The 25,517-nt window shown below is 58.3% G+C and carries 16 protein-coding genes; 11 read left to right on the plus strand and 5 right to left on the minus strand.

Annotated elements, in window-relative coordinates; translation table 11 throughout:
• Positions 1 to 7,846 (minus strand): hemagglutinin repeat-containing protein (locus tag ACSVHP_RS12165; protein WP_447552043.1); only part of this gene is annotated, 7,846 nt, incomplete at its 3' end.
• Positions 7,847 to 7,858: 12 nt separating this feature from the next.
• The gene (locus ACSVHP_RS12170; RefSeq protein WP_447552044.1) at positions 7,859 to 9,523 is read right to left on the minus strand and encodes a ShlB/FhaC/HecB family hemolysin secretion/activation protein; all 1,665 of its coding nucleotides are present in this window, start codon (positions 9,521 to 9,523) and stop codon (positions 7,859 to 7,861) included.
• 266 nt (positions 9,524 to 9,789) lie between these two features.
• Here ACSVHP_RS12170 and ACSVHP_RS12175 point away from each other — a divergent pair, with 266 nt between their 5' ends.
• Positions 9,790 to 10,959 carry a DNA repair protein gene (locus tag ACSVHP_RS12175; protein WP_234674267.1) on the plus strand — a complete coding sequence of 390 codons (1,170 nt, stop codon included), beginning with the start codon at positions 9,790 to 9,792 and terminating at the stop codon, positions 10,957 to 10,959.
• On the opposite strand, the gene ACSVHP_RS12180 is transcribed toward ACSVHP_RS12175, so the two are convergent.
• Positions 10,960 to 11,724 carry a siderophore-interacting protein gene (locus ACSVHP_RS12180; RefSeq protein WP_447552045.1) on the minus strand — a complete coding sequence of 255 codons (765 nt, stop codon included), beginning with the start codon at positions 11,722 to 11,724 and terminating at the stop codon, positions 10,960 to 10,962. It abuts the gene before it with no gap.
• Positions 11,725 to 11,871: 147 nt separating this feature from the next.
• Between ACSVHP_RS12180 and ACSVHP_RS12185 the strand changes: the two genes are divergently transcribed.
• Positions 11,872 to 12,366, plus strand: a complete 495-nt coding sequence (locus ACSVHP_RS12185) for a PadR family transcriptional regulator (protein ID WP_234674266.1) — start codon at positions 11,872 to 11,874, stop codon at positions 12,364 to 12,366.
• On the opposite strand, the gene ACSVHP_RS12190 is transcribed toward ACSVHP_RS12185, so the two are convergent.
• Positions 12,363 to 13,922, minus strand: coding sequence for a methyl-accepting chemotaxis protein (locus ACSVHP_RS12190; protein ID WP_234674265.1), 1,560 nt, complete (start codon positions 13,920 to 13,922; stop codon positions 12,363 to 12,365). The two genes, ACSVHP_RS12185 and ACSVHP_RS12190, sit on opposite strands and share 4 nt — an antisense overlap.
• A 339-nt stretch (positions 13,923 to 14,261) precedes the next feature.
• Complete coding sequence (locus ACSVHP_RS12195) at positions 14,262 to 15,782, minus strand: methyl-accepting chemotaxis protein (RefSeq protein ID WP_447552046.1); 1,521 nt, start codon at positions 15,780 to 15,782, stop codon at positions 14,262 to 14,264.
• A gap of 433 nt (positions 15,783 to 16,215) precedes the next feature.
• Between ACSVHP_RS12195 and ygjG the strand changes: the two genes are divergently transcribed.
• The 9 genes from ygjG (at position 16,216) to ACSVHP_RS12240 (ending at position 25,516) form a co-directional block, all read left to right on the plus strand.
• Entirely contained in the window at positions 16,216 to 17,595 is a 1,380-nt protein-coding gene (ygjG, locus tag ACSVHP_RS12200; RefSeq protein ID WP_447552047.1) for a putrescine aminotransferase, read from the plus strand.
• A gap of 258 nt (positions 17,596 to 17,853) precedes the next feature.
• The gene (locus ACSVHP_RS12205) at positions 17,854 to 18,552 is read left to right on the plus strand and encodes a helix-turn-helix domain-containing protein (protein WP_447552048.1); all 699 of its coding nucleotides are present in this window, start codon (positions 17,854 to 17,856) and stop codon (positions 18,550 to 18,552) included.
• Between the two features lie 336 nt (positions 18,553 to 18,888).
• Entirely contained in the window at positions 18,889 to 19,452 is a 564-nt protein-coding gene (locus ACSVHP_RS12210; protein WP_417314577.1) for a fimbrial protein, read from the plus strand.
• Positions 19,453 to 19,512: 60 nt separating this feature from the next.
• Positions 19,513 to 20,061 carry a fimbrial protein gene (locus ACSVHP_RS12215; protein ID WP_447552049.1) on the plus strand — a complete coding sequence of 183 codons (549 nt, stop codon included), beginning with the start codon at positions 19,513 to 19,515 and terminating at the stop codon, positions 20,059 to 20,061.
• 42 nt (positions 20,062 to 20,103) lie between these two features.
• Positions 20,104 to 20,802: a fimbria/pilus periplasmic chaperone gene (locus tag ACSVHP_RS12220; RefSeq protein WP_447552050.1), complete on the plus strand. Its 699-nt coding sequence runs from the start codon at positions 20,104 to 20,106 to the stop codon at positions 20,800 to 20,802.
• A 34-nt stretch (positions 20,803 to 20,836) separates the two neighbouring features.
• Positions 20,837 to 23,464, plus strand: coding sequence for a fimbrial biogenesis usher protein (locus tag ACSVHP_RS12225; RefSeq protein ID WP_447552051.1), 2,628 nt, complete (start codon positions 20,837 to 20,839; stop codon positions 23,462 to 23,464).
• Entirely contained in the window at positions 23,464 to 24,471 is a 1,008-nt protein-coding gene (locus tag ACSVHP_RS12230; RefSeq protein WP_447552052.1) for a fimbrial protein, read from the plus strand. The genes ACSVHP_RS12225 and ACSVHP_RS12230 overlap by 1 nt, the downstream gene beginning before the upstream one ends.
• Before the next feature lie 14 nt (positions 24,472 to 24,485).
• Positions 24,486 to 25,001 (plus strand): fimbrial protein, encoded by a 516-nt coding sequence (locus tag ACSVHP_RS12235; protein WP_447552053.1) that lies wholly within the window; start codon positions 24,486 to 24,488, stop codon positions 24,999 to 25,001.
• A complete protein-coding gene (locus ACSVHP_RS12240) occupies positions 25,001 to 25,516 on the plus strand; it encodes a fimbrial protein (RefSeq protein WP_447552054.1) in 516 nt (171 codons plus the stop codon). The genes ACSVHP_RS12235 and ACSVHP_RS12240 overlap by 1 nt, the downstream gene beginning before the upstream one ends.
• The last annotated feature ends 1 nt before the right edge of the window (position 25,517 follow it).

Raw genomic sequence — 25,517 nt, forward strand, 5'->3', positions numbered from 1 at the left:
TGCCGCCCGACGTACTGCCGAAGCTGCTGCCGCCGCTCAGGCTGATACCGGTATGACTGACTTTATAGTCCGCCGCGTTGCCAATATCGCTGAACCCGAGCGTGCCCGTATCAAGGCTGTTTTTCTCTGCCGTGGCGGCAGAGGCGATAACCGCGCCGTCCAGCTGGGTATGGCGACCCACCATCACGTCAAAGCCGCCCTGCCCGGCAAACAGCCCGGTCTGCTCCTGCACCGAGTCGTACGTGCTCTTCATCCTGTCCTGGCTGGCGCTGATGTACCCCGATCCGGTCATGCTGCCGAAGGTGAAGCTCCCGCCCGCCGCCACGCTGGTCTGCTTCGATTTGAAATCGTTGCTGTCCTGCTGGCTGCGCATCCGCAGGTCGCGCCCGATATCGGCGATAATGTTGTCACCGCTCACCTGCGCACCGTCCAGAATCGCATCCCGGCCGCTGGTCATCGACACCGTGCCGCCGCTGTCCAGCGTGGTCTCGGTCCATGCCGTGCCGTTGCCCTTCTCGCTGCCTCCGGACGCGTTGACGTTCGCAAACACGCTGATGCCGTAGCCGTTAGTACCGCCGCCGATGCTGACGCCCACGCCTCCGCCGCTGCTGCTGTTTTTACCCGTGCTCTGCTGCGTGCTGGCCGCGCCGCCCAGCACGATATCGTTCGCAGCGGAAAGCGACGTGTCGCCCCCCGCTTTCAGCTGGCTGCCGCTGATGAGAATATCGCCGCTGTTCGCCCCTTTCCCCTGCCCCGTCGCGGTGATGGCAAGGTTGCTGCCCGCGTTCAGGGTGCTGCCTGCCACCGCGTCGCTGCGCAGATGGTTTTCAGATTTGGACTTTTGCGAGTTCAGCGAAATGCTGACGCCGATGCCGTTGTTCGGATCGCCGTTCGCCTGGGCGACATCCGCCCCCTTCGACGCCTGCACGCCCGATAGCACCGCCTTGGTGGCCTGCAAGGCGGCAAGGCGACCGTCGCTCTCCTCTTTTGCCTCCTGAGCAGCCTGTACGGCGGTGTTCAGCGCCGAGCCAACCACGCCCGACAGCGCGACCGTCAGGCCACTGCTCTTCTGCTCGTATTTTTCAACACGGGTGCGTTTGTCGTGGCCCGGATCAATCACCACGCTGTCGCCCGTAATGGCGAGATCCTGCTTCGCGATCAGATCCGCGCCGCCGATATGCGCCTGCTTGCCCGCCGCAATGCTGACGTTGCCGCCCGTCGACCCCACGGTGCTGAAACTGTCGCTCTGGGTGGTGCCCTTCTCGCGCATATCGTGCGTGGTTTTGCTGCTGCCGATGGTAAAGCCGATGCCGCCCGTCCCCATCAGTCCGGATTTTTTGGTCTCCTTAAAGCGCCATGAGGTGTCGCTGTTGGTGGCGGCAACGATGTCCACGTCATTCCCGGCACGCAGCTGCACGTCGCCGTCGCCCGCCACCGCAGAGCCTTTCACCAGCAGGTTATTACCCGCCGAGACCGACACGTTATCGCCGCTCAGCAGCGCCCCTTTTTCACGGGTGTTACTGTCTTCCGTGATGGTGTGCGTGGTCTTTTTGCTCAGGAAGCCGCTGCTGGTTTTGGTTTTTTCCCGGAAGCGATAGTCGCTTTCCGTGGCGGTGGTCAGCGTCACATCGCGACCCGCCGCCGCGCGGATATCGCCCTGCGCCGTCACGTCTGCGGCCTGCGCGGTAATATCCCGACCGGCGATAATGGCGGTGTTGCCGCCGCTGGCAATCGCGGTGCCCTGCTGGCGCACGGACTCATCAATCGACGTTTTCTTCTTCGATTTGCTGCTGGCGAATTCCGATGTGGCTTCCGCCAGCAGGTTGACGTCGCGTCCGGCCTGAATGCCCACATCGCCCTGCGCGGCGATCCCGGCGGCACGGGCGGTGACGTCATTGCCTGCCACCAGCACAAGATTATCGCCCGCCGTCAGGGTGCTGTTTTGCACCGCCACGCTGGCGCTGGCAATCGTCTTTTTACCCGATTTACGGGTCTGGCTCTCGGCGATATCGTTAGCGGCAATCGTGATGTCATGACCTGCGGCCATGCCCAGACTGCCGCCTGCCGACACGTTTGCGCCAGTCACGTTGATATCCTGCCCGGCACGCATCGTCAGCGCGTCCGTTGCGCTGATGGACGCGGTGTTACCCACGTCCGTACCGCTGAATCGTGTGGTGCCTTTGCCAACGCTCCACTGCTGAACGCGGGTCTGGTTGTTAATGCTCCCGCCGACGCTTTCCAGCGACACGCGCTTGCCGCTGATGGTCGAGCCAATATTGTTGATATCGCCCAGCGCGCTCAGGTTAAGGTTGCCCCCCGCGCTGACCAGCCCGGCGTTGAGGTTATCCAGGCTGTTGCTGCTGTCGACGTTCAGCTGGCTGGCGGCACTTATCGTGCTGCCGCTGTTGCTGACCTTCCCGCCCGCAAGCTGAACGTTATTGGCGGTAATGACGCTGCCGCGCTGGACGGTAACGTCTTTCGGCGAAAGATAGACTTTCGGGATCATCACCGTCTGTCCGTTAACGGTGGCGGATTCCCACCACAGCAGGCTGCCGTTCAGCGCTGCGACCTGCTCAGCCGTGAGCGATACGCCAAACTTCAGCCCCAGCTTTTGCTGCTGCGCGGCGGCGCTGTCCATCAGGTAGCGCATTTGCTCCATATCTGAACCGACGCCATTGATATAGCGGCTGCCGGTCAGGTTGAGGACGGCATTGCTGACGTAGCGGGTATCAAAGGCCGCATCGCCGAGGAAGCGATAGTCCCTTTCCGGGTTAAGTCCGAGTTTGCCGAGGAAATACGCCGAACCGAGGAACTGTTTTGTATCGGTAAAGGCGCTGTTGGTTTCGCGCGGCGCGTCGCCGGGCTTCATGCCCAGCAGCGCATGAAGATCGCGATACAGAGTCGAGTCAAGCTGCCCCAGACCGTCGAGCTTCGGGTTAACGGTGATGAGGTACGGGCTGTTTGGATCGCTCGCCGGAACGAAGTAGCCGTTTTTGCCCGACGGCAGCGGCCAGGCGCTGGTATCCGCCCCTTTGCCGAAGGCGTTGTCCAGCGCGCCGCCGGTGAGATCCTGTAACGCATCGCTAATCGCATCGCGCCACGCTGGGCCGCTTAGGGTGGTCGTGTCAGCACGGGTAAGGGACTGCGCTTTTTCAGCGCTGCCCACAGACGTTTTGCTGAGCGGGGTCAGCGCTGGCGCTGCCACGGTATTGCTAAAGCCAGCCGTGTTAGCGGTGGTCAGGGTATTGCTAATATCACGGGTGAAACGGGCGCTGATATTGCCGCCGGCCTGAATGACCGAGCGGAACGCTTCCCCCTCCGTCCATTCGGTTTCACGGCCTTTGAGGGTATATCGCAGTTTGGTGGTTGCGGGTTTCTCCGCATTGACGTCCCGGGACATGATTTCGCGGAGGTTATCGGCAGCCATATTCGCGTAGCCATAACCATCAGGATCGTAAGCGTAAACCATGTACTCGGTTGAAGAACCTGACTGCCAGCTTTGGTTACTGAGCGTGGAGCCTTTGAGCGAAATATCATTTTTGGCAAGGATCGTACTGGCCTGGTTACTCAGATTTCCGGCTTCAACGGCAAGATTATTACCGGACGCAATCCGTGCCACACCGCCCCTGCTGGTAACCGAGGTTCCTTTCTGACCAAGGATAAACTTCTGTTCTGGCGAGTCTCTAAAACCCGCATAGCTGTAACTGACAAACGTCTTTTCAACACAGCTACCGTTGGCGCCACAGCCACTAATTGCGCGTTGATATTCTCTTCTTATAACGCCGTAACTGCCCTCAGGCAGAAGGCTAATATCCACAGATAGGTTCGTGTTACCCAGCCCCGGAATAGCACTCTCGCCATCAATGCGCGTTTCCGTCACCTCCAGCCCATCACGCTCATTCAGCAAATACCCGGTCTTGACCGTAATATCGCCCTTCTGGGTTTCGATATTCCCCGAGCGGTTCACCACTTCCGTATTCGCCGCGCCCGCCGCATTTTTCTGCATCCACAGGCTATTGTCCGCGAGGATATCGCCGTACTGGTTATGAATACGATCCGCGAACAGTTTCATATTCTGCGCGGCGTACAGCAGCGCCGTGTTAAGCAGCGTGCCCGCCGCATTCACCATCATCGAGCCTGCGGTGCCGGTAAAACCGGCCAGCGTCACGTCGCTGCGGCTGATCAGAGTAATATCGCCGCCGCCCTGTAAACTCCCCTGCTCGTTGAAGGTCAGCTTGCTACCGCTGAACTGGCTGTTGCCGCTGCCCGTAACGATTTTCCCGCTGTTGGTCAGCGCGTTACCGGCGTTCAGCACAACCGCGTTTCCCTGCATCACTCCCTGGTTTGTCACCGCCCCCTGCGAGGTGACGGAGAGGGTGCTGCCCGCCGCCAGCGTCGCGGTGTGGGTAAAGGTGCGAACCAGATCCAGCGTGACGTTGCCGAGCGCCACCACCTGCCCCAGCAGGCTCACCCCGGTCGCGTTCACCCGCAGATCGCCTGCGCTAAACAGCGCGCCAGCCTGCTGATGATCAAGGGTATCGGCGGTGACCGTCAGCGCGCTGTTACCAAGCAGCGTGCCGCCGTTGGTCAGCGTGGTGTAATTCACCCGCAGATCCGCACCGTTCACCTTGCCGGTATTGCTCAGGGTGCTGCCAGTCAGATCGGCCCTTCCCGATGCTATCCAGGTGCCGCTGTTACTGGCCTTCGCCGCGTTAAGCACCAGCTGTCCGGCCTGCCACCAGCCGGTATTAATAAACTCCGGCGTGGAGAGGGTCATCTTGCCGCCCGACATCAGCTTGCCTGCGTTTTGCAGACGGCTGCTTGCGGTAACGCTGCTTTCCCCGTTGCCCTGAATAATTCCGGCGTTAGTAAGCGAGCCGGTCGAGAGGGCCAGCGCGTTCTGGCTCAGCAACACGCCCGCCGCCGCGTTGGTGGTCTCTTGCGCGGTGATATGCAGGCTGTTCTCACCCTGAATGCGCCCGCTGTTGGCGAGGTTTTTGGTGCTGACGGTGGTGGATTTACCCTGGATCTGCCCGGCGTTGTTCACGCCTGCCGACGTGAGGCTAAGATCGCCCGCGCTCAGCAGTTTCCCCGTCCTTTGGGTCAGGCCGTTGTTCAGCGTGACCCGCAGGCCGTTGACGCCCGTAATTTCACCGTTGTTCGCGAGCGCATCACCAGAAACCGTCAGACGGCTGGCGATCCACTGACCGTCGTGGGTTATGCCGAGCGCCTGAATGGCGGCGTCGCCGTTGGCGGTAATTTTACTGCCCGCGCTGCTGATGAGATTACCGCTGATGGCCAGGCGCAGCGCGTCGGCGCTTTGCAGCGAGCCGCTGTGGATCATATCGCTGGCGCTTAAAACGATTTTTTGACCCTGCCAAAGCCCTTTGCTGGTGACGCTGCCCGCGCTGACGTTCAGCTCGCCGGAGGTTAACAGCTTGCCCTTTGTCTCGTTGACCAGCGTCATCTGCGGCGCAGCCATCGCCAGCCGCGAGGCGAGCGTCAGCGCCTGAATACCGGTCATCGTTCCCTGATTGGTCACGCTGTCCTGATGCAGCGCCAGCGTGGCGGCCTGAAGCGTTCCGCTGTTGCTCAGCTGTTCGCCCTCTGCGGTCATTGCGCCCGCGCTCAGCGCCGCGCCGCGGTTGTCCAGGGTGGCGGCGCGCAGGGTGGCGTTGCCGTGACTCAGCAGCTCCCCGTGATTGCGTAACGCGCCGGACACCTGGGCCACCAGCGATCCGGCGGCCAGCAGCGTGCCGCTGTTGCGCCAGTCAGCGGCCGCAACGGTGATATCCTGCCCCTGCATATGACCGCCGCTGTACAGATCGGTGGCCGACAGCGTCAGAGTGCCTGCGGTCAGGCTGCGGGAAGCGTCGCCAGCGTTCAGGGTATCGCCCGCCATACTCAGGCTGCGGTTTCCCTGAATCAGCCCGGTGCTGGTGAGCTGGCCGTAATTAAGCACGACGCGATCCGCACTTAGCTCCCCGCTGTTGGTCAGCGTATTGCCGTTAAGATGCAGCGCGGTATCGCTGGTTATCACCCCGCGATTGTCCAGTTCCGGCACGCGCAGAGTGAGATCGGTGGTGCTGTAAATCAGCCCATTTTGCTTGTTAAGAAGCCGCGTGGCCTCAAGGGACAGGCTCTCGCTGCCCTGAATCAGGCCGCTGTTATTGATGTTCTGCCCGCGCATGGCCAGCGCGGGGGCGGTCAACACGCCGCTGTTGGTGAGCGCAGGGGCGTGGATGTTGATCAACGGCGCGCTGCTTTTACCGCTGTGCGTCAGGGAGCCTGCGTTGACCTCCAGCGCATTGCCCGCCGAGTGCGTTCCGCGCAGGTCCGCCGAGGCGCTCTGAATACGCAGGTTCCCTTCGGATTGCAGCCGCGCACCGTCAAGGGTGGTGAGGCTGTTGCTATTCAGGGTGAGATCGCCCGTGGCGGCCATATCACCGCCGAGCGTAGCCGTCCGCGCGGAGAGGTTCATCGCCCCTGCGCTGTTCAGCCCGCCGCTGTTGTGAAGCGTAGTGCTGTCGACGCCGATTTGTTTGCCCTTAAGCGTGCCGCGATTGTCGAAAGCGCTCGCCTTGACTCTCGCGCTCTCCCCGGCGCTCCACTGCCCGCTGTGGGTTAGGGTGCCGCCTTTTACGGAAAGTCCTTTCCCGGCGATAAGCGCTCCCTGAGTGGTCGCCCCTTCGCGGGTCTGAAGAGTGATATTTGCCGCCGCGTTGGCCTGGGCGGTCTGGCTCTGGGTAAAGGTTCCGGCGTTCAGGGCAAGATCCTGTCCCGCCGTCAGCCTGCCGCCGTTATGTGCGAGCGTGCCGCCCGCCGTCAGGTGCAGGTTTTTATCGCCAAGCAGGGTCGCGTTGTTGAGCATCAGATCCTGCGCGCTGTTGACGGTGAGATGCGTACCCGCTTTGTGCGCGCCGCTCAGCTGCACGCTCTGCCCGCCGGCAACGAGCGCCCCGCTGGCGAGGGTGTTGCTGAGGGAAAGTTTGCCGCTGGCATCAAGAGAAATATCCCCCTGACGCGCGTTCAACTCCCCGAGGTTAACCCCCAGCCCCTTTTCGCTGGAGACCAGACGAATGCGGTTGGCGTACATCCCGCCAAGCGCCCCGGTGTCTACCGCTACTTTCGGCGCGGCACCTTCGCCTTTCAGGGCGCTGACGCTGCCTTCCGGGGTGACGCGGTTGCTTCCGGCAATCACGCGCAGATCTTTCGCGTGAAGCTGAGCGTTGATCTCCGCCGCGCGGGCGATAATCGACACCGCGTCGCTCTGGCTGGCGTCCAGCCCCAGCCCTTCAACGACGATCGCGCCTTTGCTGACCTCCAGCGACTGTAGCTTTCCGCTGGCATCCAGCACCGGTTTTCCGGTCGTCAGCGTGGCGTTGGGGGTATTGATAAATCCGCAGCCGTTACAGGTGATGCCGTAAGGGTTCGCCACCATCACGTTGGCGGCTTTGCCCGCTACTTCGGTGTAGCCATTCAGCTGCGAGCGCGATGTCCCGGTGACTTCGTTAATGATGCCTTTCGCTTCCTGCCCGGCCTTCAGGTTGGGGTTACTCTGAACAACGCCGCCGAGCTGCGTCTGGACCATTTTCCCGGTGGCGTTATTGAGGATAAGCCCCTCTTTTCCCACGTTGTAGTCGGTGTATTTGTTATGGGAAATGCCGGACGCATTGGGCGTAGCGATGTCAATCACCGGCACGCCGTTCACTGCGCTATCCAGCCGCGTCGTGCCGGAAGGGGTAAGCGTAGCGGCCACCGCAGGCAGCATCGGCTGGGTTGCCAGCAATACGCTCAGCAACGCGCTCAGCGCGCGCTGTGTGAAATGAATCTGTTCCTGTTTCATCGTCCCTGATCCTCAGAAAGCCACGGATGCGCGGTAGTAAAGAGTGAGATGATCCGGCGCCATCCAGGCCGGATAGTGCAGCGGCGTGCCGAGCGTAAGCTGGGCGGCGTACCATCGATGGCTGACGGTCAGGCCGAACGCCGCGCCCCAGACGGTGCCGCTGGCATAGGGGTCAACCGCGTCTTTTTTCAGCCAGCCCCCGTCCACGGCGGCCATCGCGCCGATCTCGCCCACCCACGGCAGGGTAAAGAGCAACGCGCTGATTTCGTTTCGCCAGTAGCCGCCGTTATCCCCGGAGAGGTACTGCTCTTTAAAGCCGCGCACCGAGCTTTCCCCGCCGAGCGTGAGGCGCTCGCTGCCGTAGAGCCGGTCGGGCGACCACTGAAAATAGAGGCTGCTCAGCCAGCACAGGCTCTCGCTCAGAGGACGCTGATAGCTGGCATTGACGCTCCCTTTGCGGAACTCCGCTTTCGGCACGTCGCCCCGTTTGTCGCTATCGTCCTCTGCGTCAAACCAGGGGACGCCCCGGGTAAAGCTGGGGTTTAGCGTGGCGACGCCGGAGGCGATTTTTTGCGTGTGGCTAATGCCCAGCGATGCGCTGGAGAGCCTGCGGCTGCTGGTCGCCAGCAGGGTGTCGTCGAGGTAGTTGTGGTTGTTCCGGTGCGTCACGCCCGCCGAGACGCTGGTTTTGATATCGCCATTGCGAAACAGCACCCACGAGCCGTTCAGGCGATGCGTTTCGCTGTCGCCGCTGGAGCGCCACAGGTAGCCGTTGTTATCAAGCACGCTAAGGTAGTTGCTCCAGCTGTAGCTGTAGTCCAGCAAGCCGTAGCCGTAAGGTACGCTGAGCCCGGCGGCAAAATTCTGCGCATCATGGCTAGTCGAAAAATCGCTGCTGCGCCCGCCGCTGACAAACCATTTATCGGCCAGTCCCAGCAGGTTGTTTCCGTACAGCGCGCCGTTAAGCTGGCCGGTGCCGGTGCTTTTCTGCCCGCTGTTATCGAAGCTCACGGAGCCGCTGAACGGAAATTCCGGCGTGGCGGTCAAATTCACAATCGAATAGCCCGGCTCGTCGCCCGGTAAAATTTCAATTTCTACGGGCGTCTTGCGCACCCGGTTCAGCTGCTCCATACCCTGCTCGATGTCGCGCAGGTTGAGGACCTTCCCCTCCATCCGGGGAAAGGTCATATGCAGCGTGCGGGCGGGAACGCCTTCCAGGCGGATTTGCTGAAGCTTGCCTTCCAGCACGGCGATATGCAGCTCGCCGCCGGAGAGATCCTGCTCGGTTAAAAACGCCCGGCTGGTGACGTAGCCCCGGCTGATGTACCAGTCGGACACCGCATGGGTAATTTGCGTTAAATCCGCCCTATCCAGACACTGTCCGAGCCAGGGCGCCGTCAGCCTGTTCGCGGCGGTGAGTGACAGCAGACGCGCATTCAGCAGATCTATGCGATTGATCACAAAGCAGCGGCCCGCTTCCGCAGAGGTGCTGGCGGCCCGAGCAGGCTCCGGCAGGACAATGCTGCGCTCCAGTTCTTCGCGCTGGCGCTGGTTGGTTTCCAGAAAATGCTGCTGCTGTTGCTCAACGGCGCTTCTGTCCGCGGGGGACAACATTGCCCCCTGAAGCGTGCCTGAAACCAGCATGGCAGCGCCTAAAATCACTCTCTTCCCTGACATATCCACGCTCCCTGCGCGATGTCCGTTTACGGACCTGTCGATAAAAAAGCGAGCAACTTATTTCAAAATGTAAGCGCTGTAAATTGGAGCTTTTTAAACCACTTCCTTTTCGGATTTTGACCCGGGACAGGTTCTGAGAGCCCCGTACGGCGAAAAACTAAAGAAATCCCCCGTCGCGCCGATCATCATCCGTGTGTATTATTTCCGGTAGCTTTCTCAACAACTATCCTTAACTCAAATACTTAAGCGTTAATGCGAAAGGCATCATGAGCACACCGATCAAACGTCTGGAAATCATTAAAAATGCCATCGAGCTGGAAGATGACGACATCATCCAGAGCCAGCTGGCACGACTGAAAAGTGAAGCGTTTGACGATGGGCTACAGGCGATCGTCGGGGCGCTTGAGCAGAAGAATTACACCGCCGCGCTTCGGGCGATTATCAGCTGGTTGCAGAGCCAGCGGGCGATTACCCAGTGGCGCGATCCGCAGGTGGCGGCGAGCAGGCTGGAGCTGAAAGCGCTGGAGGAGCGTCTGCGGGATTTGATTGACCGCCGCAACGCCCGGGTGCAGCAGTTGGATGAGTTTAACGACCTCTACTTCTCCCGCCTCGGGCCGCTGATGCAGCAAATACTGTCCCTGCGCAAAACGCTGGCGGAGCTGAACCTGCGCCGTCAGCAGGCGGAGGCGCGTCGTCGGGAAGAAGATTACCGCCGCTGTCAGCTTTATATGGCGCAGGCGGTTGAGGTGCTGGCCTCCCTGACCCAGCGCTGGCGCGAGCTGCCCGCCGAGTCGGTGCAGGCCGCCGAGGCGCGTAAACATCTTCAGCAGCAAAGCAACCTGATTGCCAACCTGCTGGCGGAAGCGCTGGAGCTGGAAAGCGGGCTAACGCGTGAAGAGGAGCCCGCGCGCCAGGCGCGGGACGAGGCCAACAGCGAGTATGAAAAATACCGCGAGCAGCATCAGGACGTGGAAAAACGGCTGCGCAAAGGCAAAAACCTCTCGGAAGAGGATCGGAACGAGCTGAAACGGCTCTGGCGTCAGGCGAGCAAGCTTTGCCATCCGGATCTGGTGGCGGACGATCTGAAGGAAGAGGCGAACGCGATGATGGTGCAGCTGAATCAGGCGAAACAGCGCGGGGACGTTAAAGCGATCCGCTCGCTGGTGGCGCGACTACAGCAGGGCTTTGAGCCGCTGATGGCGAGCGACCGGCTGAACGATCTGGAGCGTATCCGCAAAAAAATGGCTCAGGTGCGCGAGCAAATCGACACCCTGGTGAACGAGCTGGCGGAGCTTGAAAAAGAGGAGTCGTGGCTGCTGGTCTCCTCGCTGAACAATATGGAAGCCTACTTTGCCCAGCAGGAGAAAGCCCTGCACGAGGTGCGCGCTTCGCTCGAACTTCAGGTGAACGAAGCGCAGCTGGATTCGGCAGCCTGATTATTTGGCGTGCCAGTACGCGCTGGCACGCACAAGCTGTTGGTCGATAGCCGCGGTTTCAAACTGACGGCTCAGGCTTTTCACCACCTTCCCTTCCCCGGTCAGCCAGATAAAGTAATCCTCCGCCGGAACGGTGAGCGCCGCCAGATGCTCAGCCACCGCCTGCTCGCTGTGGCCGACAACCCAGGTGATGTTAAATCCGCTCAGATGCGCCAGATAGTCTTTATAAGAGGCGTCGCCCACGGTCACCACCGCGTGGATTTCCGGGCGTACCGGCAGCGCGGCGATGGCCTCCAGGCGGCGGCGCAGCGCGGGCATGCCGGACTCGTCGCAGACGTACAGCTGCCAGGCGTAATCTTCCGGTACCACCAGCGAGCCGCGCGGACCGCCGATGGTCAGCGTGTCGCCCGGTTTTGCCCCAAGCGCCCAGCGGCTGGCAATTCCGCCGTCGTGGATAAAGAAATCAAGCACCAGCTCGTTGCGCGCCGCGTCAAACAGCGGCGTATAGTCGCGCGTCTGCGGGCGAACGCCCTCGCCCCAGTCGATACCCTCTTCCGTTACGACGGGCGGCACAAAGGTCGTGCCCGGTTCCGGGAAGAAGACTTTGGTGTGGTCGTCGAAACCGCGAGAGCTAAAGCCCTCCAGCGCCTCGCCGCCTAACACGATGCGCTGAAAGCCGGCGCTGACCCGCTCCGCGCGGAGCACGGTCAGCTCGCGAAAGCGCAGGTCGTTACGGACGCGTTGTGGATAGCGTGTGGATGTCATAATTAAGCCCTTTTAACGTGAATACGATATATCTAAATTATTTTTAGATGATAATGATTGCTATTAAGGCGGAATGCAAGGGTTTTTAGATTGCATCTAAATATATCTTAGATATAGTTTAGATATATCAGTTATGAGGAATTGACCATGCGACATGAACACGAAGGCGGCGGACGTCGACCGCGATTTTTCGGCCACGGCGACCTGCGGCTGGTGATTCTGGATCTGCTGACGCGTAACGCCAGCCACGGTTACGAGTTGATTAAAGAGATCGAGAATTTGACCCAGGGGAACTACACCCCAAGCCCCGGCGTGATCTACCCGACCCTCGATTTTTTGCAGGATCAGGCGTTTATCAGCATTAAAGAAGAAGAGAACGGGCGTAAGCAGATTTCAATTACCGTCGCCGGACAGCGCTGGCTGGATGAAAATCAGGAGCAGCTTGAGAACATTCAGGTGCGAATTAAAGCCCGCTGCGTCGGTTTTCAGCTGCGCAAAAACCCGCAGATGAAGCGGGCGCTGGATAATTTTAAGGCCGTGCTGGATCTTAAAGTGAATCAGGGAGAGCTCAGCGACGCGCAGCTTAAGCAGATTATCGGCGTAATCGACCGCGCGGCGCTGGAGATCTCCCAGCTGGATTAAGCCGGAGCGTGCTCGCTCACGCGGAAGACGCGTACCAGCGCTTTCAGGTGCATCGCCTGTTCGTTAAGCGATGCCGCTGCCGCCACGGACTCCTCCACCAGCGCGGAGTTCTGCTGGGTGGTGGCGTCAATCAGGCCAATCGCGCTGTTAATTTGCGAAATGCCCTCCGTCTGTTCATGGCTGGCCTGGCGAATGTCGCGCAGGATCATGTCCATTTCCTCAACGTTCCCGACCATACCGTTGATCAGCGTGCTCGCCTTCTCAACGAGATTCATCCCGTCCTGGGTCTGGCTGGTGGAGCTTTCAATCAGCTGGCGAATTTCGCTCGCCGACGAGGCGCTCTTCTGCGCAAGCTGGCGCACTTCGCCCGCCACCACCGCAAAGCCGCGCCCGTGCTCGCCAGCCCGCGCCGCTTCTACCGCCGCGTTCAGCGCCAGGATGTTGGTCTGGAAGGCAATGGCGTCGATCAGATCGATAATGTCGGACATGCGGTTGGAGGTTTCGTTAATCAGGCGCATTTTGCTGGTCACCTGCTTCATCATCTCGCCGTTGCTTTTCACTACCGTGGCGGCATCCGCCGAGAGGGTGGTGGCTTCCCCGGTATGGGAGGCGGTGTTTTTCACCGTGGCGGTGATCTGCTCCATCGATGCGGCGGTCTGCTCGACGGAGCTGGCCTGCTCTTCCGTGCGCGCGGCCAGATCCTGGTTCCCCGCAACAATCTGCGCGGCGGCGCTGGAGATATTCTCGGAGCCGGACTGCACCTGCTGCACGATCTCCAGCAGGCGGGTTTTCATCTCCATCAGCGCGTGCAGCAGTAGCCCGGTTTCATCCTTCCCGTGCGAGGTAATGCTGCGCGTCAGATCGCCCTCGGCAATCGCCTCCGCAAAATCCACCGCCTTGCCCAGCGGACGGGTAATGGAGCGCACAATGAACCAGCCGATCGCGCTGCCCATCGCCACGCTGAACAGGGTAATCGCAATCAGCATCAGGCGGTTGGTTTTGAAATCGCCGTCCACCTGCGTTCCCGCGCGTTGCATCTCGGCGTCCTGAATCGCAATCAGCTCCTGTACTTTGGCTTTATAAGCCTGTTGCAGGCTGAGGGTGTTGGTCATCATCTCCTGAATCGCCCCCGCGCGATCGTTGTTCTGTACCGCCTGTAAAATACGGTAGCGGGAGTCCAGGTACTGCTGACGCACCCCGCGAATATCCGCGAGCACCCGCTGCGATTTGCCGTCGGGCAGCGCGTTATTCAGGTCGCCCAGGATAACGGTGATGCGCTCGCTGATCGCCTTCAGATGCTGCTGCGACTGCGCCGTGTAGGTGCCCTGGTCATCCAGCAGCATCAGCTGCTGCGTGCTGATAAATTCCTGGAAGTTGTCGATTAACTGATTGGCTTTTACCGTGGTTGGGTAGTCATTGCCGATGATGGACTGCATCCCGTTGTTCGCCCGGTTCAGGCTCATCAGGGATAAACTTGCGCTGACCACCATCAGGACAATAAAGAATCCAAACGCCAGAAATAATTTTGTGCCGATCTTTACGTCATGTAAGAACATATTTACTCCATCAAGGTGATTATTTCTCAGACGATCGCTGTTATCGGTAACGAATCCGCTAACTTTATGACTTTGATCGTTTTTTTATTTCATAACCCGCGCAATGGATAGGCTAAGACTATTAATAGACAGGCATTGATCGTTATACCGCCAGCGGAAAGGGGTTTACTGAAATAGCATCGGGGAAATCAGGCTTAGGCTGAGATAAATAACTGAGCAAGTTTTTTTAGTTATTTAATATAAAATTAACATATCGCCTGAATAATAACGGCATAGCGGGGGAAAAATAAAGCCGCTTATCCCGTGAGGAATAAACGGCTTTTACGGGAACCTGACGGCTTAGTGCAGCACGGTGACCGCATCCTCCAGCCGTCCGGCGCGGTGCTTCACCATCGCCGAGATCTGGGCGCTCTCTTCTACCAGATCGGCGTTTTTCTGGGTGATGCTGTCCAGCTCGGCCACGGCGCGGGTTAATTCAGACAGCCCGGTGGCCTGTTCGGAGGTGGAGTGGCTGATCTGGGCGATAAGCTGGGTGACGTTTTTCACCTGCTCGACGATATCGTCCATCGTGCGCCCGGCAGCGTGAACCTGATCGGAGCCAGACTGCACCTTGCTGGCGCTGGCATCAATCAGCTTGCGGATATCGTTTGCCGCGTTGGCGCTGCGGCTTGCCAGATGACGCACTTCCCCCGCCACCACCGCAAAGCCTTTGCCCTGCTCGCCCGCCCTTGCCGCTTCAACCGCCGCGTTCAGCGCCAGAATATTGGTCTGGAAGGCGATGTCGTTGATAAGCGAGGTGATGGAGCCGATCCGCTGGGTGCTGTCGGCGATATCGTCCATGGTTTTCACCACGGTTTGCATGGCGTGTCCGCCCTGGCTAGCCGCGCTGCTGGCCGCCACGGAGAGTTTATCCACCTCGGCGGCGGTCTCCGAATTGCTCTGCACCGACGCGGCCATCTGGTTCATGGTCGCGACCGTCTGCTGCACGTTGGCGACGGTCTGACGGGTGCGGTCGTTCAAATCTTCATTCCCCTGCGCCAGCCTGTCGCTGCCGTCGCGCACGCTCACCACCTGGCTTGAAACGTCGTTGATCAGCCAGCGGCACATTAACCCCAGCTGCCCGACCGCGCGCAGGGTCAGCCCCAGCTCGTCGCTGCGGTTAAGGTGCTGCACGCTGTTGCGCTCCCCGGTCGCCACCTTCAGCGCCTGACGCGCCACGTTCTCTACCGGGCGAACAATCTGCTGCTCGAACAGCAGCGTGCCGAGCAGCATCACCACGGCGCTTGCCGCCAGCGGTGCCCAGCCGGCGGCGGTAGTCAGCAGCGTGGCGGCCAGGGCCGCAAACAGCACCGCCATCACTCCGCGCACCCGCCAGCGCAGCGGCATCGACGGGAGTTTCCCGAGCCAGCCCTTGCGCACCACCAGCCCTTTATGCACCCGCTTGTTGCAGCGCCCCGCGTTCAGCGCCTGATATAAAGGCTCCACGGCGGCGATCTCCTCCTGCGTCGCGCGAACGCGAATCGACATATACCCGGTGGTCTGGCCGTTACGCACCATCGGCACGGCGTTCGCCCGCACCCAGTAGTGATCGCCATTTTTACGGCGGTTTTTGACGATCCCGCTCCAGGGTTCGCCCTGTTGCAGCGTGTACCACATGTCGGCAAAGGCCGCTTTCGGCATATCAGGATGGCGCACCAGGTTGTGCGGCTGGGCCAGCAGCTCGTTCAGCGTGTAGCCGCTTACCTGCACAAAGGTGTCGTTAGCGTGGGTGATGTAGCTTTGCAGATCGGTGGTCGACATTAAGGTGGTGTCAGCATCCAGAGGATATTCGTTCTGGGTGACCCAGGAAGAAGAGGACATTATTGGCATCCCTTGCAGGTTATTTGAATGTTAATTTTGTGGGTTAATCTTTTTTCGGCGGTAAACAGTTTATCTTTAGTTGTTAAATTTGATTGAGATCGCAAATCCGCCATAAACCGCACCTTTTGTGCGTTTTTCTAATCGATTGATTTAGAATACTTTCGAAGAGAAATTACTTACAAAGTATGACCTGTTAATGTCCACTTAAGCAGTGCCCTGCACCACCTCAGTGCAATTGAGCTCATGTACAGTGCAAACGCCCCCGTCGTCCCTGCCGCTTCATCCCGTTTGGCCTGCATCGGCATGATTAAATATTGCGCAACATATTTTAAACCTGGCGTTTATCCCGATTTTTGTTAAGGCACCGGAAGTGGCGTAATCCCTGCAATACTTATCTCAGTATCATGTGATACGCGATCCCCGGGAGCATATTTTGAACAGGTTACCTTCCAGCGCCTCGGCTCTTGCCTGTACCGCGCACGCACTGAATCTCATCGAAAAGCGAACGCTTGACCATGAGGAGATGAAACAACTTAACCGTGAGGTCATCGACTACTTTAAAGAGCATGTGAATCCTGGTTTTCTGGAGTATCGCAAATCTGTTACCGCTGGCGGGGATTACGGAGCCGTAGAGTGGCAGGCGGGAAGTCTGAATACGCTTGTCGACACCCAGGGACAGGAATTTATCGACTGCCTGGGTGGTTTCGGTATTTTCAACGTGGGGCACCGTAATCCAGTTGTGGTTTCCGCCGTACAGAATCAACTCGCGAAGCAACCGCTTCACAGCCAGGAACTGCTTGATCCCCTTCGCGCCATGCTCGCGAAAACGCTGGCGGCCTTAACGCCCGGCAAGCTCAAATACAGCTTCTTTAGCAACAGCGGCACGGAGTCGGTCGAGGCGGCGCTTAAGCTCGCCAAGGCGTACCAGTCCCCGCGCGGCAAATTCACCTTTGTTGCCACCAGCGGCGCGTTCCACGGTAAATCGTTAGGCTCGCTGTCGGCGACCGCCAAATCGACGTTCCGTAAACCTTTCATGCCGCTGCTGCCGGGCTTCCGTCACGTTCCCTTTGGCGACATCAACGCAATGCGCACCCTGCTGAGCGAATGCCGTAAAACCGGGGATGACGTGGCGGCGGTGATCCTTGAGCCTATTCAGGGCGAAGGCGGCGTGATCCTGCCCCCGCAGGGTTATCTGCCCGCCGTGCGTCAGCTGTGCGATGAGTTTGGCGCGCTGCTGATCCTCGACGAAGTGCAGACCGGAATGGGGCGCACCGGCAGGATGTTTGCGTGCGAGCATGAGAACGTGCAGCCGGACATTCTGTGCCTGGCGAAGGCCCTCGGCGGCGGCGTGATGCCGATTGGCGCGACGGTGGCCACCGAAGAGGTCTTCTCGGTGCTGTTCGACAACCCGTTCCTGCATACCACCACCTTTGGCGGCAACCCGCTCTCCTGTGCGGCGGCGCTGGCGACCATCAACGTGCTGCTGGAGCAAAACCTGCCTGCGCAGGCGGAGCAGAAAGGCGACATGCTACTGGACGGCTTCCGCCAGCTGGCGCGGGAATATCCGGATCTGGTGCAGGATGCGCGTGGCAGAGGAATGCTGATGGCGATTGAGTTTGTCGACAACGAAATCGGCTACAGCTTCGCGAGCGAGATGTTCCGCCAGCACGTGCTGGTGGCCGGAACGCTCAACAACTCGAAGACGATCCGCATTGAACCGCCGCTCACCCTAACCATTGAGCAGTGCGAGCTGGTGCTCAAAGCGACCCGAAAAGCGCTCGCGGCGCTACGGGTTAGCGTGGAAGAAGCGTAAAGTAATATTGCCGGGCGAGCCCTCTTCTCGCCCGGCCTTTATCAGGTAAATCTAACGTTCCAGCCCGCCGGTGTAAGAATTTACTTACAAAAACAGGGGTTATTTACAACCCCTATTCTGATTTCAGAAAAGTTGTTCGTGTCTAAAAATTAAAACATTATTCCGGTCGTGTCATAATTCCCGTCACAGGCTGCGTAATATTCACAGCATCAATATTATGTTAATGGTAACCGAACATTATTCCAGGAATATCCGTACATGTTTAAATTAAACGTCGATGAGTTAAACGGCGACGCTTTGCATGCCTTTTCCTTTGCTCACAATACCAAACCGACATTAGCCACCGAAACCTTATTCAATGCGCTGATGCCAGCCGGGAAACCGTTTGAATTAGAACAGGGAAAAACCCACTACCTGAGTCCTGACCGGGAAAATGCAGGGATTATTTTGTTTGAACACGGAATATGTTCAATATGTCATGTGGGCAACGATCTGTTCATTTCCAGCATGTTCTCACCCGCAATATTAGGGCTGATTGACGGATATAGCGTATTTTATGAAGTCCCTTCCCGACCGCAGCATTATCTTTATGCCGAAACGTTGTGCTATGGAAAATTTGTCGCGCTGAATGACTTTGTTCGCATCTGCGATGAACAGAACCTGTGGCACGACGTTGCCCGTATTCTGGCGCACCGGCTGATGGTAATGAGCGCCCGCGAGGAGGAGCTGCTGGGCGTGGACTCCTATCTTAAGGTCCGCACCCTGCTTATCGAGCTGAACGCCTACCCGGAAGAGTACCGCTTGCAAATCCAGGTACTCAATTTTATTCAGCGCCGCACCAATATTTCGCGCAGTCGCGTCATGGCAATATTATCCGAGCTTCGCAAAGGGGAATATATTACCATCGACAACGGCAAACTTATTGCCATCGAACAGAAACTTCCCGCCGCATTTTAAGTCACTCTACGCCGCGTTCTGCGGCGTATCTTCCCTTTTGCTTTATTTCATTAAATAATATTAATTCAGATAGCTGACGCCTGTAGTTGTCTATACAGGATATAATCAGACGTTAAAAATCTACGCCCCTCTGTCAAGGCCTTAAGACCTGTCTTATGTTGGACTGATTTAACAATTTTAATTCACAAACAACTTTGTAAAACTATTCCCCGAGCTGATACGGAACATCCTCATCAGAAGATTTAATTTCCTGGCTAATTATTATGGCTTACGCCTTTTATTGCCAAGAGGAAGTGAAATCATGGAAAAATCCAAAATAAGAGAACAGGTTTACATATGAAAAACGCATTTGTGATTAAGAGTCTGGCAGCAGCAGTGATTATGGCAGCAGGCATTTCTTCAGCAATGGCTGGAACCAGCGGCGCAACCTCTAACACCGTGCAGGGCGGTACCGTTGAGTTTAAAGGTGCTGTGGTTGATGCAGCCTGTGCGGTAACTGCCGACACCGCAAACCAGATCGTTACCCTGGATCAGGTTCGCCTCGCGACCTTCACCGGTAAAGACACCGTGGCTAACCAGAAAACGCCTTTCTCTATCAAACTGGCTGACTGCGACACCACCACCTCTACTCAGGCTTCTGTAACCTTCGACGGTAACGCAGCAGACGGCGAAGCTGGCGTGCTGGCTAACACCGCGGGCGCAGGCTCTGCGTCTGGCGTAGGCATCCAGATTTATGACAAAGACGGTTCTGCGCTGGATCTGGGTAACGCGTCCCAGGCCGTTACGCTGATCGACGGCGACAACACCCTGAACTTCACTGCGGATTACTACCAGACTGCCGACACCGCAACCGCGGGCAGCGTAGACACCACGGCAACGTTTAACGTGACCTACCAGTAATTCCACACCAGGGAGCACGACACGCCACGGACGGTGTTTTCACGACTGAAAGAGGCTGGTATGAAAACACGCTTCATCACACTCGCTTGCCTTGGCACGCTTTTACTACCCGCACTGGCGCAGGCTGGCGGCCATCAACACGTGACGATTAAAGGCGGCAACGTTGAATTTCAGGGGGCCGTCGTCAATGCGGCCTGCACGGTAGAGGCAGACAGTCAGCATTTACAGGTGCAGATGGGGCAGGTCCGCTCAAGTGATTTTCGCGGACTCGGCAGCTGGACCAACCCACAGGCCTTTACGCTGACGCTCAAAGATTGCGATACCACCGTGAGCCAGCAGGCGGGCATTACGTTTCGCGGGCAGACGGATAAAAAGGATCCCGGCGTACTGGCTATCGTCGATGGCGCACAAAGCGCACAGGGCGTAGGGCTGGGACTGTTTGACGCCATGGGGAACCAAATTATCCCTAACCAGCAGCCCCTGAACTTCACCACCTTAGAGGACGGGACGAACCAGCTGAGGTTCACCGCGCGCTACCGGGCGACATCAAGAACCGTGGTTGCCGGTGAGGCCAATGCCCAGACCTGGTTCACCCTGACCTATCTGTAACTACCGACCTATCTATTTCTGGCAAAAGTCTAAAGGCTCACTATGTCTGTTATTTCTACGCTTCGTCGCGTACTCGCGATGACGATTCTTTTCACGGCAGCCGCCAGCGCGGCGCCGAACGGCGGCGTTTCATTAGGCGCGACCCGCGTGATTTATCCGCAGGGCAATACGCAGGTTTCACTCGCAGTGAATAATACCGATCCGAAGGCCGTGTTCTTAATTCAGTCCTGGATTGAAAATGCCCAGGTAAATAAAAGCAGCGATTTCGTCATTACGCCGCCTTTATTTGTGATGAAGCCGAAGAAAGAGAACACGCTGCGCATTATGTACGTCGGCCCGAATAACCTGCCGACCGATCGCGAAAGCCTGTACTGGGTGAACGTCAAAGCGATCCCGTCCGGCAGCAAAGAGACCGCAAATAAAAACACGCTTCAGATTGCCGTGCTGAGCCGCATCAAGCTCTTCGTTCGTCCGAAAAATCTGCCGATGGCCTCCATTGATGCGCCGGCAAAACTGCGCTTCCACACCAGCGGCAGCACCCTGACCATCAAGAACCCGACGCCGTATTACATGACGCTGGTGCAGATGCACGCGGGTCTCGCCACGCTGCCTACCACCATGGTGGCGCCGATGTCGCAGGTAGACGTGAAGCTTCCGGCGAATGCCCAGGGCGAAATCAGCTACCAGACGGTGAATGACTACGGAGCCAACAGCCCAACACTAAAAGCCACTATGGATTAACCTCAGACAGGTCGGCTAACTCATGACTCTACGAATGAACAGGATCGCCCGCGCTATGGCGCAGGTGCTATCAACCCGCCGCAATGTTTACCGCATTATTTTGCCGGCAGCAATTACGCTTCTGCCGCTGCAATCCTGGGCGGATAACTATTTTAATCCGGCGTTTTTATCGGACGACCCTCATGCCGTTGCCGACCTTTCCCATTTTGAAAAAAGCGATAGTCAGGCACCGGGGAAATACCACGTTGATATTTATCTCAACGATGAGTTTGTCGACGCTGAAGATGTGACGTTTGCGGCGGCGAAAAATAAAAATGACGCCAAAGACGACACCGGCCTCCAGCCCTGCTTTACCGCAGGGCGCATGGAAGGCATGGGCATCAACATGAAGGCCTTCCCTGAGCTGGCGAAGCTGGCGCCCGAGCAGTGTGTGCCGATCAACGCCATCCCTGACGGGGCGACGGAGTTCGACTTTGAGCACCAGCGTCTGAACATCAGCGTGCCGCAGGCGGCAATGAAGCAGAGCGCGCGCGGCTATATTCCGCCAGAGCAGTGGGATCAGGGGATTAACGCCCTGCTGCTGAACTACGATTTTTCCGGCAGCAACAGCGGGGGAAACAGCGACGAAGACAGCTACTATCTGAACCTGCAAAGCGGCCTGAACCTGGGCGCGTGGCGGCTGCGTGATTACTCCACCTGGAACTATTCCCGCGGCGAGGGCGATACCCAAAACGAATGGGAACATATCAGCACCTACGTGGAACGCACCATCGCGCCGTTAAAGGGCGAGTTAACCGTCGGTGAGAGCTACACCCCGTCCGACGTGTTTGACAGCCTGGGCTTTCGCGGCGTGCAGATCGCCTCCGATGACAACATGCTGCCGGACAGCCTGAAAGGGTTCGCCCCGACGGTGCGCGGCATCGCCAAAAGCAACGCCAAAGTGACCATCCGACAAAACGGCTACGTCATCTATCAGACCTATGTCTCACCGGGCGCGTTCGCGATTAACGATCTCTACCCCACCTCGTCGAGCGGTGATTTACAGGTCACGGTTCACGAGAGCGACGGCAGCGACAACAGCTTTACCGTGCCTTACTCCGCCGTACCGCTGTTGCAGCGTGAAGGCCGACTCAAGTACGCCTTCACCGCCGGTAAGTACCGCAGCACTAACGACGACCAAAATGACGATAACTTCGTCCAGGCCACGGCGCTCTACGGGCTGGTACACGGCTTTACCCTCTACGGCGGCTCACAGGCGACCAGCGATTACCACGCCTTTGCCTTAGGGCTGGGGCTGAACATGGGCGACTTCGGCGCCGTGTCGGTGGACGTCACCCAGGCCAACAGTACCCTGGTGGACGGCAGCCAGCACGACGGGCAGTCGATGCGTTTCCTGTACGCGAAAGCGCTGAACAACATCGGCACCAACTTCCAGCTGCTGGGCTATCGCTACTCCACCGAAGGTTTCTATACCCTCGACGAAACCACCTACAAGCATATGCACGGCTATACCGGTGACGACGAGTGGAAGGATGAGGATCACGACGGCAAGCAGGACGACCCGGTGTGGACCGATTTCTACAACCTGGCCTACACCAAAAAGGGCAAGATCCAGCTCAACATCTCCCAGCAGGTGGGGGATATGGGGTCGGTCTTTATCACCGGCCAGGAGCAGACCTACTGGAACACCGACGAAAAAGATCGCCTGTTCCAGGTGGGCTATAACGGCAGCTGGCAGGATATCTCCTACAGCCTGACCTACAACTACAACATTTCGCCGGGCCAGGAGGAGTCAGACCAGGTCTACGCCTTCAACGTGTCGCTGCCGATTGGCAAATGGCTGTCCGGCAACAGCAATGCCGATCTCTATCGCTCGGCGAACACCACCAACGCCAGCTTCAACATGAACACCGACCGGCATGGCAATACCACCCAGAGCACCGGGATCAACGGCACCCTGCTGGCGGATAACAACCTGAGCTACAACGTGCAGGAGAGCTACGGCAACCACGGTACGGGCGACAGCGGCAACGCCAGCCTGAACTACCAGGGCACCTACGGCAACCTGAAGGCCGGGTACAACTATAGCGATGGCTATCACCAGACCAACTACGGCGTCAGCGGCGGCGTGGTGGTTCACCGCAACGGCGTGACCTTAAGCCAGCCGCTGGGCGACACCAATATTCTGGTGAAAGCGCCGGGCGCGGCGGGCGTCGAGCTGGAAAACGCCACCGGGGTGAAAACCGACTGGCGCGGCTATGCGGTCATCCCTTACGCCACCACCTATCGCCAGAACCGCGTGGCGCTCAACACTAACTCCATGGGACAGAACATCGATATTGACGATGCGGTGACCAACGTGGTGCCCACTCAAGGGGCGATGGTGCGCGCTGAATTTACCGCTCACGTCGGCGTGCGCGCGCTTATGACGCTGCTGCACAACGGCAAACCCGTACCGTTCGGCGCAATGGTGAGCCAGAAAGGCGGGAGCAGCACCATAGTCGGCGACGAGGGGATTGCCTATCTGGCAGGGCTGCCGCTCGCGGGCGCGCTCGACGTGCAGTGGGGTCAGGGAAGCGATCAGCACTGCAAAGTGCAATACCAGCTACCGGAAAACGCGACCACGCAGCCGGTGAACAAGATCAGCGAAAGGTGCCAATAATGATACGTACACTTTTTAAAACCAGCTTATTCCTGTTTTGCACCGTCATCCTCTGGTGCAAGGCCGACAACGCGATGGCGACCTGCGCCCTGACGTCAGCGACGGCAAGCGTGACGATCACGCAGGATTACAATTTCAAAACCAACAGTAATGGTTCGTCCGTTTTGGGTAACGGCACGGCCAATACCTTCTGGAGCGGTCAGCAGGATGAACAGTACTCCTGCCCACAATCCACCAAAGCGCTCTATTTTTGTTCAACTGACGATCAGATGACGGGCGGAGGAACATCAACGGTTCTTGGGCCGGGTATTTCTGGCGGGGCCTATGCCTACGACGGTGGCTCATGGACCACCATTGAATATAGCGGCTGTTTTGGTGTGTCAACATCCGGGATATATAACGCAACAGGAACGCTGCCGGGGAGTTTGGTGAAATGGAAATATGCCGGGGTGAAACTCATCATCACTGATTCGAACCAGGCCAGAAATGTCACGGTCACTAACAAGCTTGTAGGCACGATTTTCCTGACAACGGAATTGTTAAACAAAAAAACAATTGGGGGTACTCCTCTCACCCGCGTTTACCTGACCGGCACCATCCACATCCCGGCCTCCTGCAAGCTCTCGTCCGGCTCAACCATTGTGCTGCCGGACACCTACTCAGGCGAGTTCAGCAAAGCCGGCGCGGGCGGAAAAGTCGGAACGGGAACCAGCCAGACCATGTCAATTGCCTGCCTGGGCGGGAGCGATAGCGCCACGATTGACCTGCATGTCTCCACCAGCAAAGTCTCCGGGGACGATATTGTCACCTCTAATCCGGACGTTGGCGTGCGCGTTCTGGATGGCAGCGGCAATACCGTATCGGCGAATAACGGCAAGGTGTCTGCGACCCTGAGCGCTGGCGCGGTCAACGTACCGTTCAGCTATGTGCCGGTCGCCATTACCGGAAAAAACCCGGCGCCGGGGGACTACTCCGCGATTGAAACCATTTCAGTCACCATCCCGTAAGGCAAGGAGCAGCAATGAAACGTTTCGTACTCCTGCTGGGGCTGTTTAGCGCGGCCTCCCACGCGGACACGCAGATTGGCAACTGGAACATCACTATACAGGGCAAGGTGCTGGCCTCTTCCTGCGACCTTGAGAGCGTGGATCAGACCGTGTCGCTGGGCCACTTCTCCACCACAACCTTTAAGAATGTGGGCGATACCAGCACCGACACGCCGGTGAAACTCCTTCTGAAAAACTGCGGTGAAAACATCGTTGGCGCAAAGGTGACCTTTAGCGGCGTTTCGAATCCCGACAATCCGGATCTGCTGGTCCTGTCCGTGACCCACAGCCCCATCGTGGCACAGGGCGTAGGCGTGGAACTGATGGACACCGCTAAAAAGGTGATTCCGATTAACAGCACCACCGCACAGTACCCGCTGAGCGCTGGCGATAACACGCTGAATTTCCTGATGCACTACAAGGCGACAAAAATTCCGGTAAGCGGAGGAAGTGGTACCGCCGTCATGTATTTCGACATGAGCTATCAATAATGAAAAAAGTCATTTTTACCCTGCTGGGCTGCGGCTGGTCGCTTGCGGCACTCGCCCACGACGGCTCGATCACCATTGACGGCCTGATTGAAGATAACTCCTGCACCGTGGCGCAGGAGTCGGTTGACCAGTCGGTCACGCTGGGGGACATTGCCTCACGGCAGCTGCGCCAGGCGGGAGATTCTTCCCTGCCGGTGGCCTTTAGTATCGATCTGCAAAACTGCGGCTCGGGGACGACGGGCGTTGAGATCACCTTCACCGGCGATGCGGACGATGCCAATCCTTCGCTGCTGGCACTGACGAAGGACAGCGGCTCCGCGTCCGGGCTGGGCATCACGATCAAAGACGATCGTTCAACGCCCATTCCGCTCAATCAGGCCAGCCGGACGTACACCATCGACCCCACGCAGACCGATAACCGCCTGACGTTTTACGCGCAGTACACCGCCACCTCGTCAGAAGTGACCGCGGGTACCGCAAATGCCACCGCCACCTTTACGATGACCTGGCAGTAAC

It is taken from the genome of Enterobacter sp. 186315 (genome assembly GCF_053290175.1).

Excerpts from the sequence above, each read along its gene's own strand:
- ACSVHP_RS12170 (WP_447552044.1), bottom strand. The coding sequence starts at position 9,523 with ATGTCAGGGAAGAGAGTGATTTTAGGCGCTGCCATGCTGGTTTCAGGC.
- ACSVHP_RS12175 (WP_234674267.1), top strand. The coding sequence starts at position 9,790 with ATGAGCACACCGATCAAACGTCTGGAAATCATTAAAAATGCCATCGAG.
- ACSVHP_RS12180 (WP_447552045.1), bottom strand. The coding sequence starts at position 11,724 with ATGACATCCACACGCTATCCACAACGCGTCCGTAACGACCTGCGCTTT.
- ACSVHP_RS12185 (WP_234674266.1), top strand. The coding sequence starts at position 11,872 with ATGCGACATGAACACGAAGGCGGCGGACGTCGACCGCGATTTTTCGGC.
- ACSVHP_RS12190 (WP_234674265.1), bottom strand. The coding sequence starts at position 13,922 with ATGTTCTTACATGACGTAAAGATCGGCACAAAATTATTTCTGGCGTTT.
- ACSVHP_RS12195 (WP_447552046.1), bottom strand. The coding sequence starts at position 15,782 with ATGTCCTCTTCTTCCTGGGTCACCCAGAACGAATATCCTCTGGATGCT.
- ACSVHP_RS12205 (WP_447552048.1), top strand. The coding sequence starts at position 17,854 with ATGTTTAAATTAAACGTCGATGAGTTAAACGGCGACGCTTTGCATGCC.
- ACSVHP_RS12210 (WP_417314577.1), top strand. The coding sequence starts at position 18,889 with ATGAAAAACGCATTTGTGATTAAGAGTCTGGCAGCAGCAGTGATTATG.
- ACSVHP_RS12215 (WP_447552049.1), top strand. The coding sequence starts at position 19,513 with ATGAAAACACGCTTCATCACACTCGCTTGCCTTGGCACGCTTTTACTA.
- ACSVHP_RS12220 (WP_447552050.1), top strand. The coding sequence starts at position 20,104 with ATGTCTGTTATTTCTACGCTTCGTCGCGTACTCGCGATGACGATTCTT.
- ACSVHP_RS12225 (WP_447552051.1), top strand. The coding sequence starts at position 20,837 with ATGAACAGGATCGCCCGCGCTATGGCGCAGGTGCTATCAACCCGCCGC.
- ACSVHP_RS12230 (WP_447552052.1), top strand. The coding sequence starts at position 23,464 with ATGATACGTACACTTTTTAAAACCAGCTTATTCCTGTTTTGCACCGTC.
- ACSVHP_RS12235 (WP_447552053.1), top strand. The coding sequence starts at position 24,486 with ATGAAACGTTTCGTACTCCTGCTGGGGCTGTTTAGCGCGGCCTCCCAC.
- ACSVHP_RS12240 (WP_447552054.1), top strand. The coding sequence starts at position 25,001 with ATGAAAAAAGTCATTTTTACCCTGCTGGGCTGCGGCTGGTCGCTTGCG.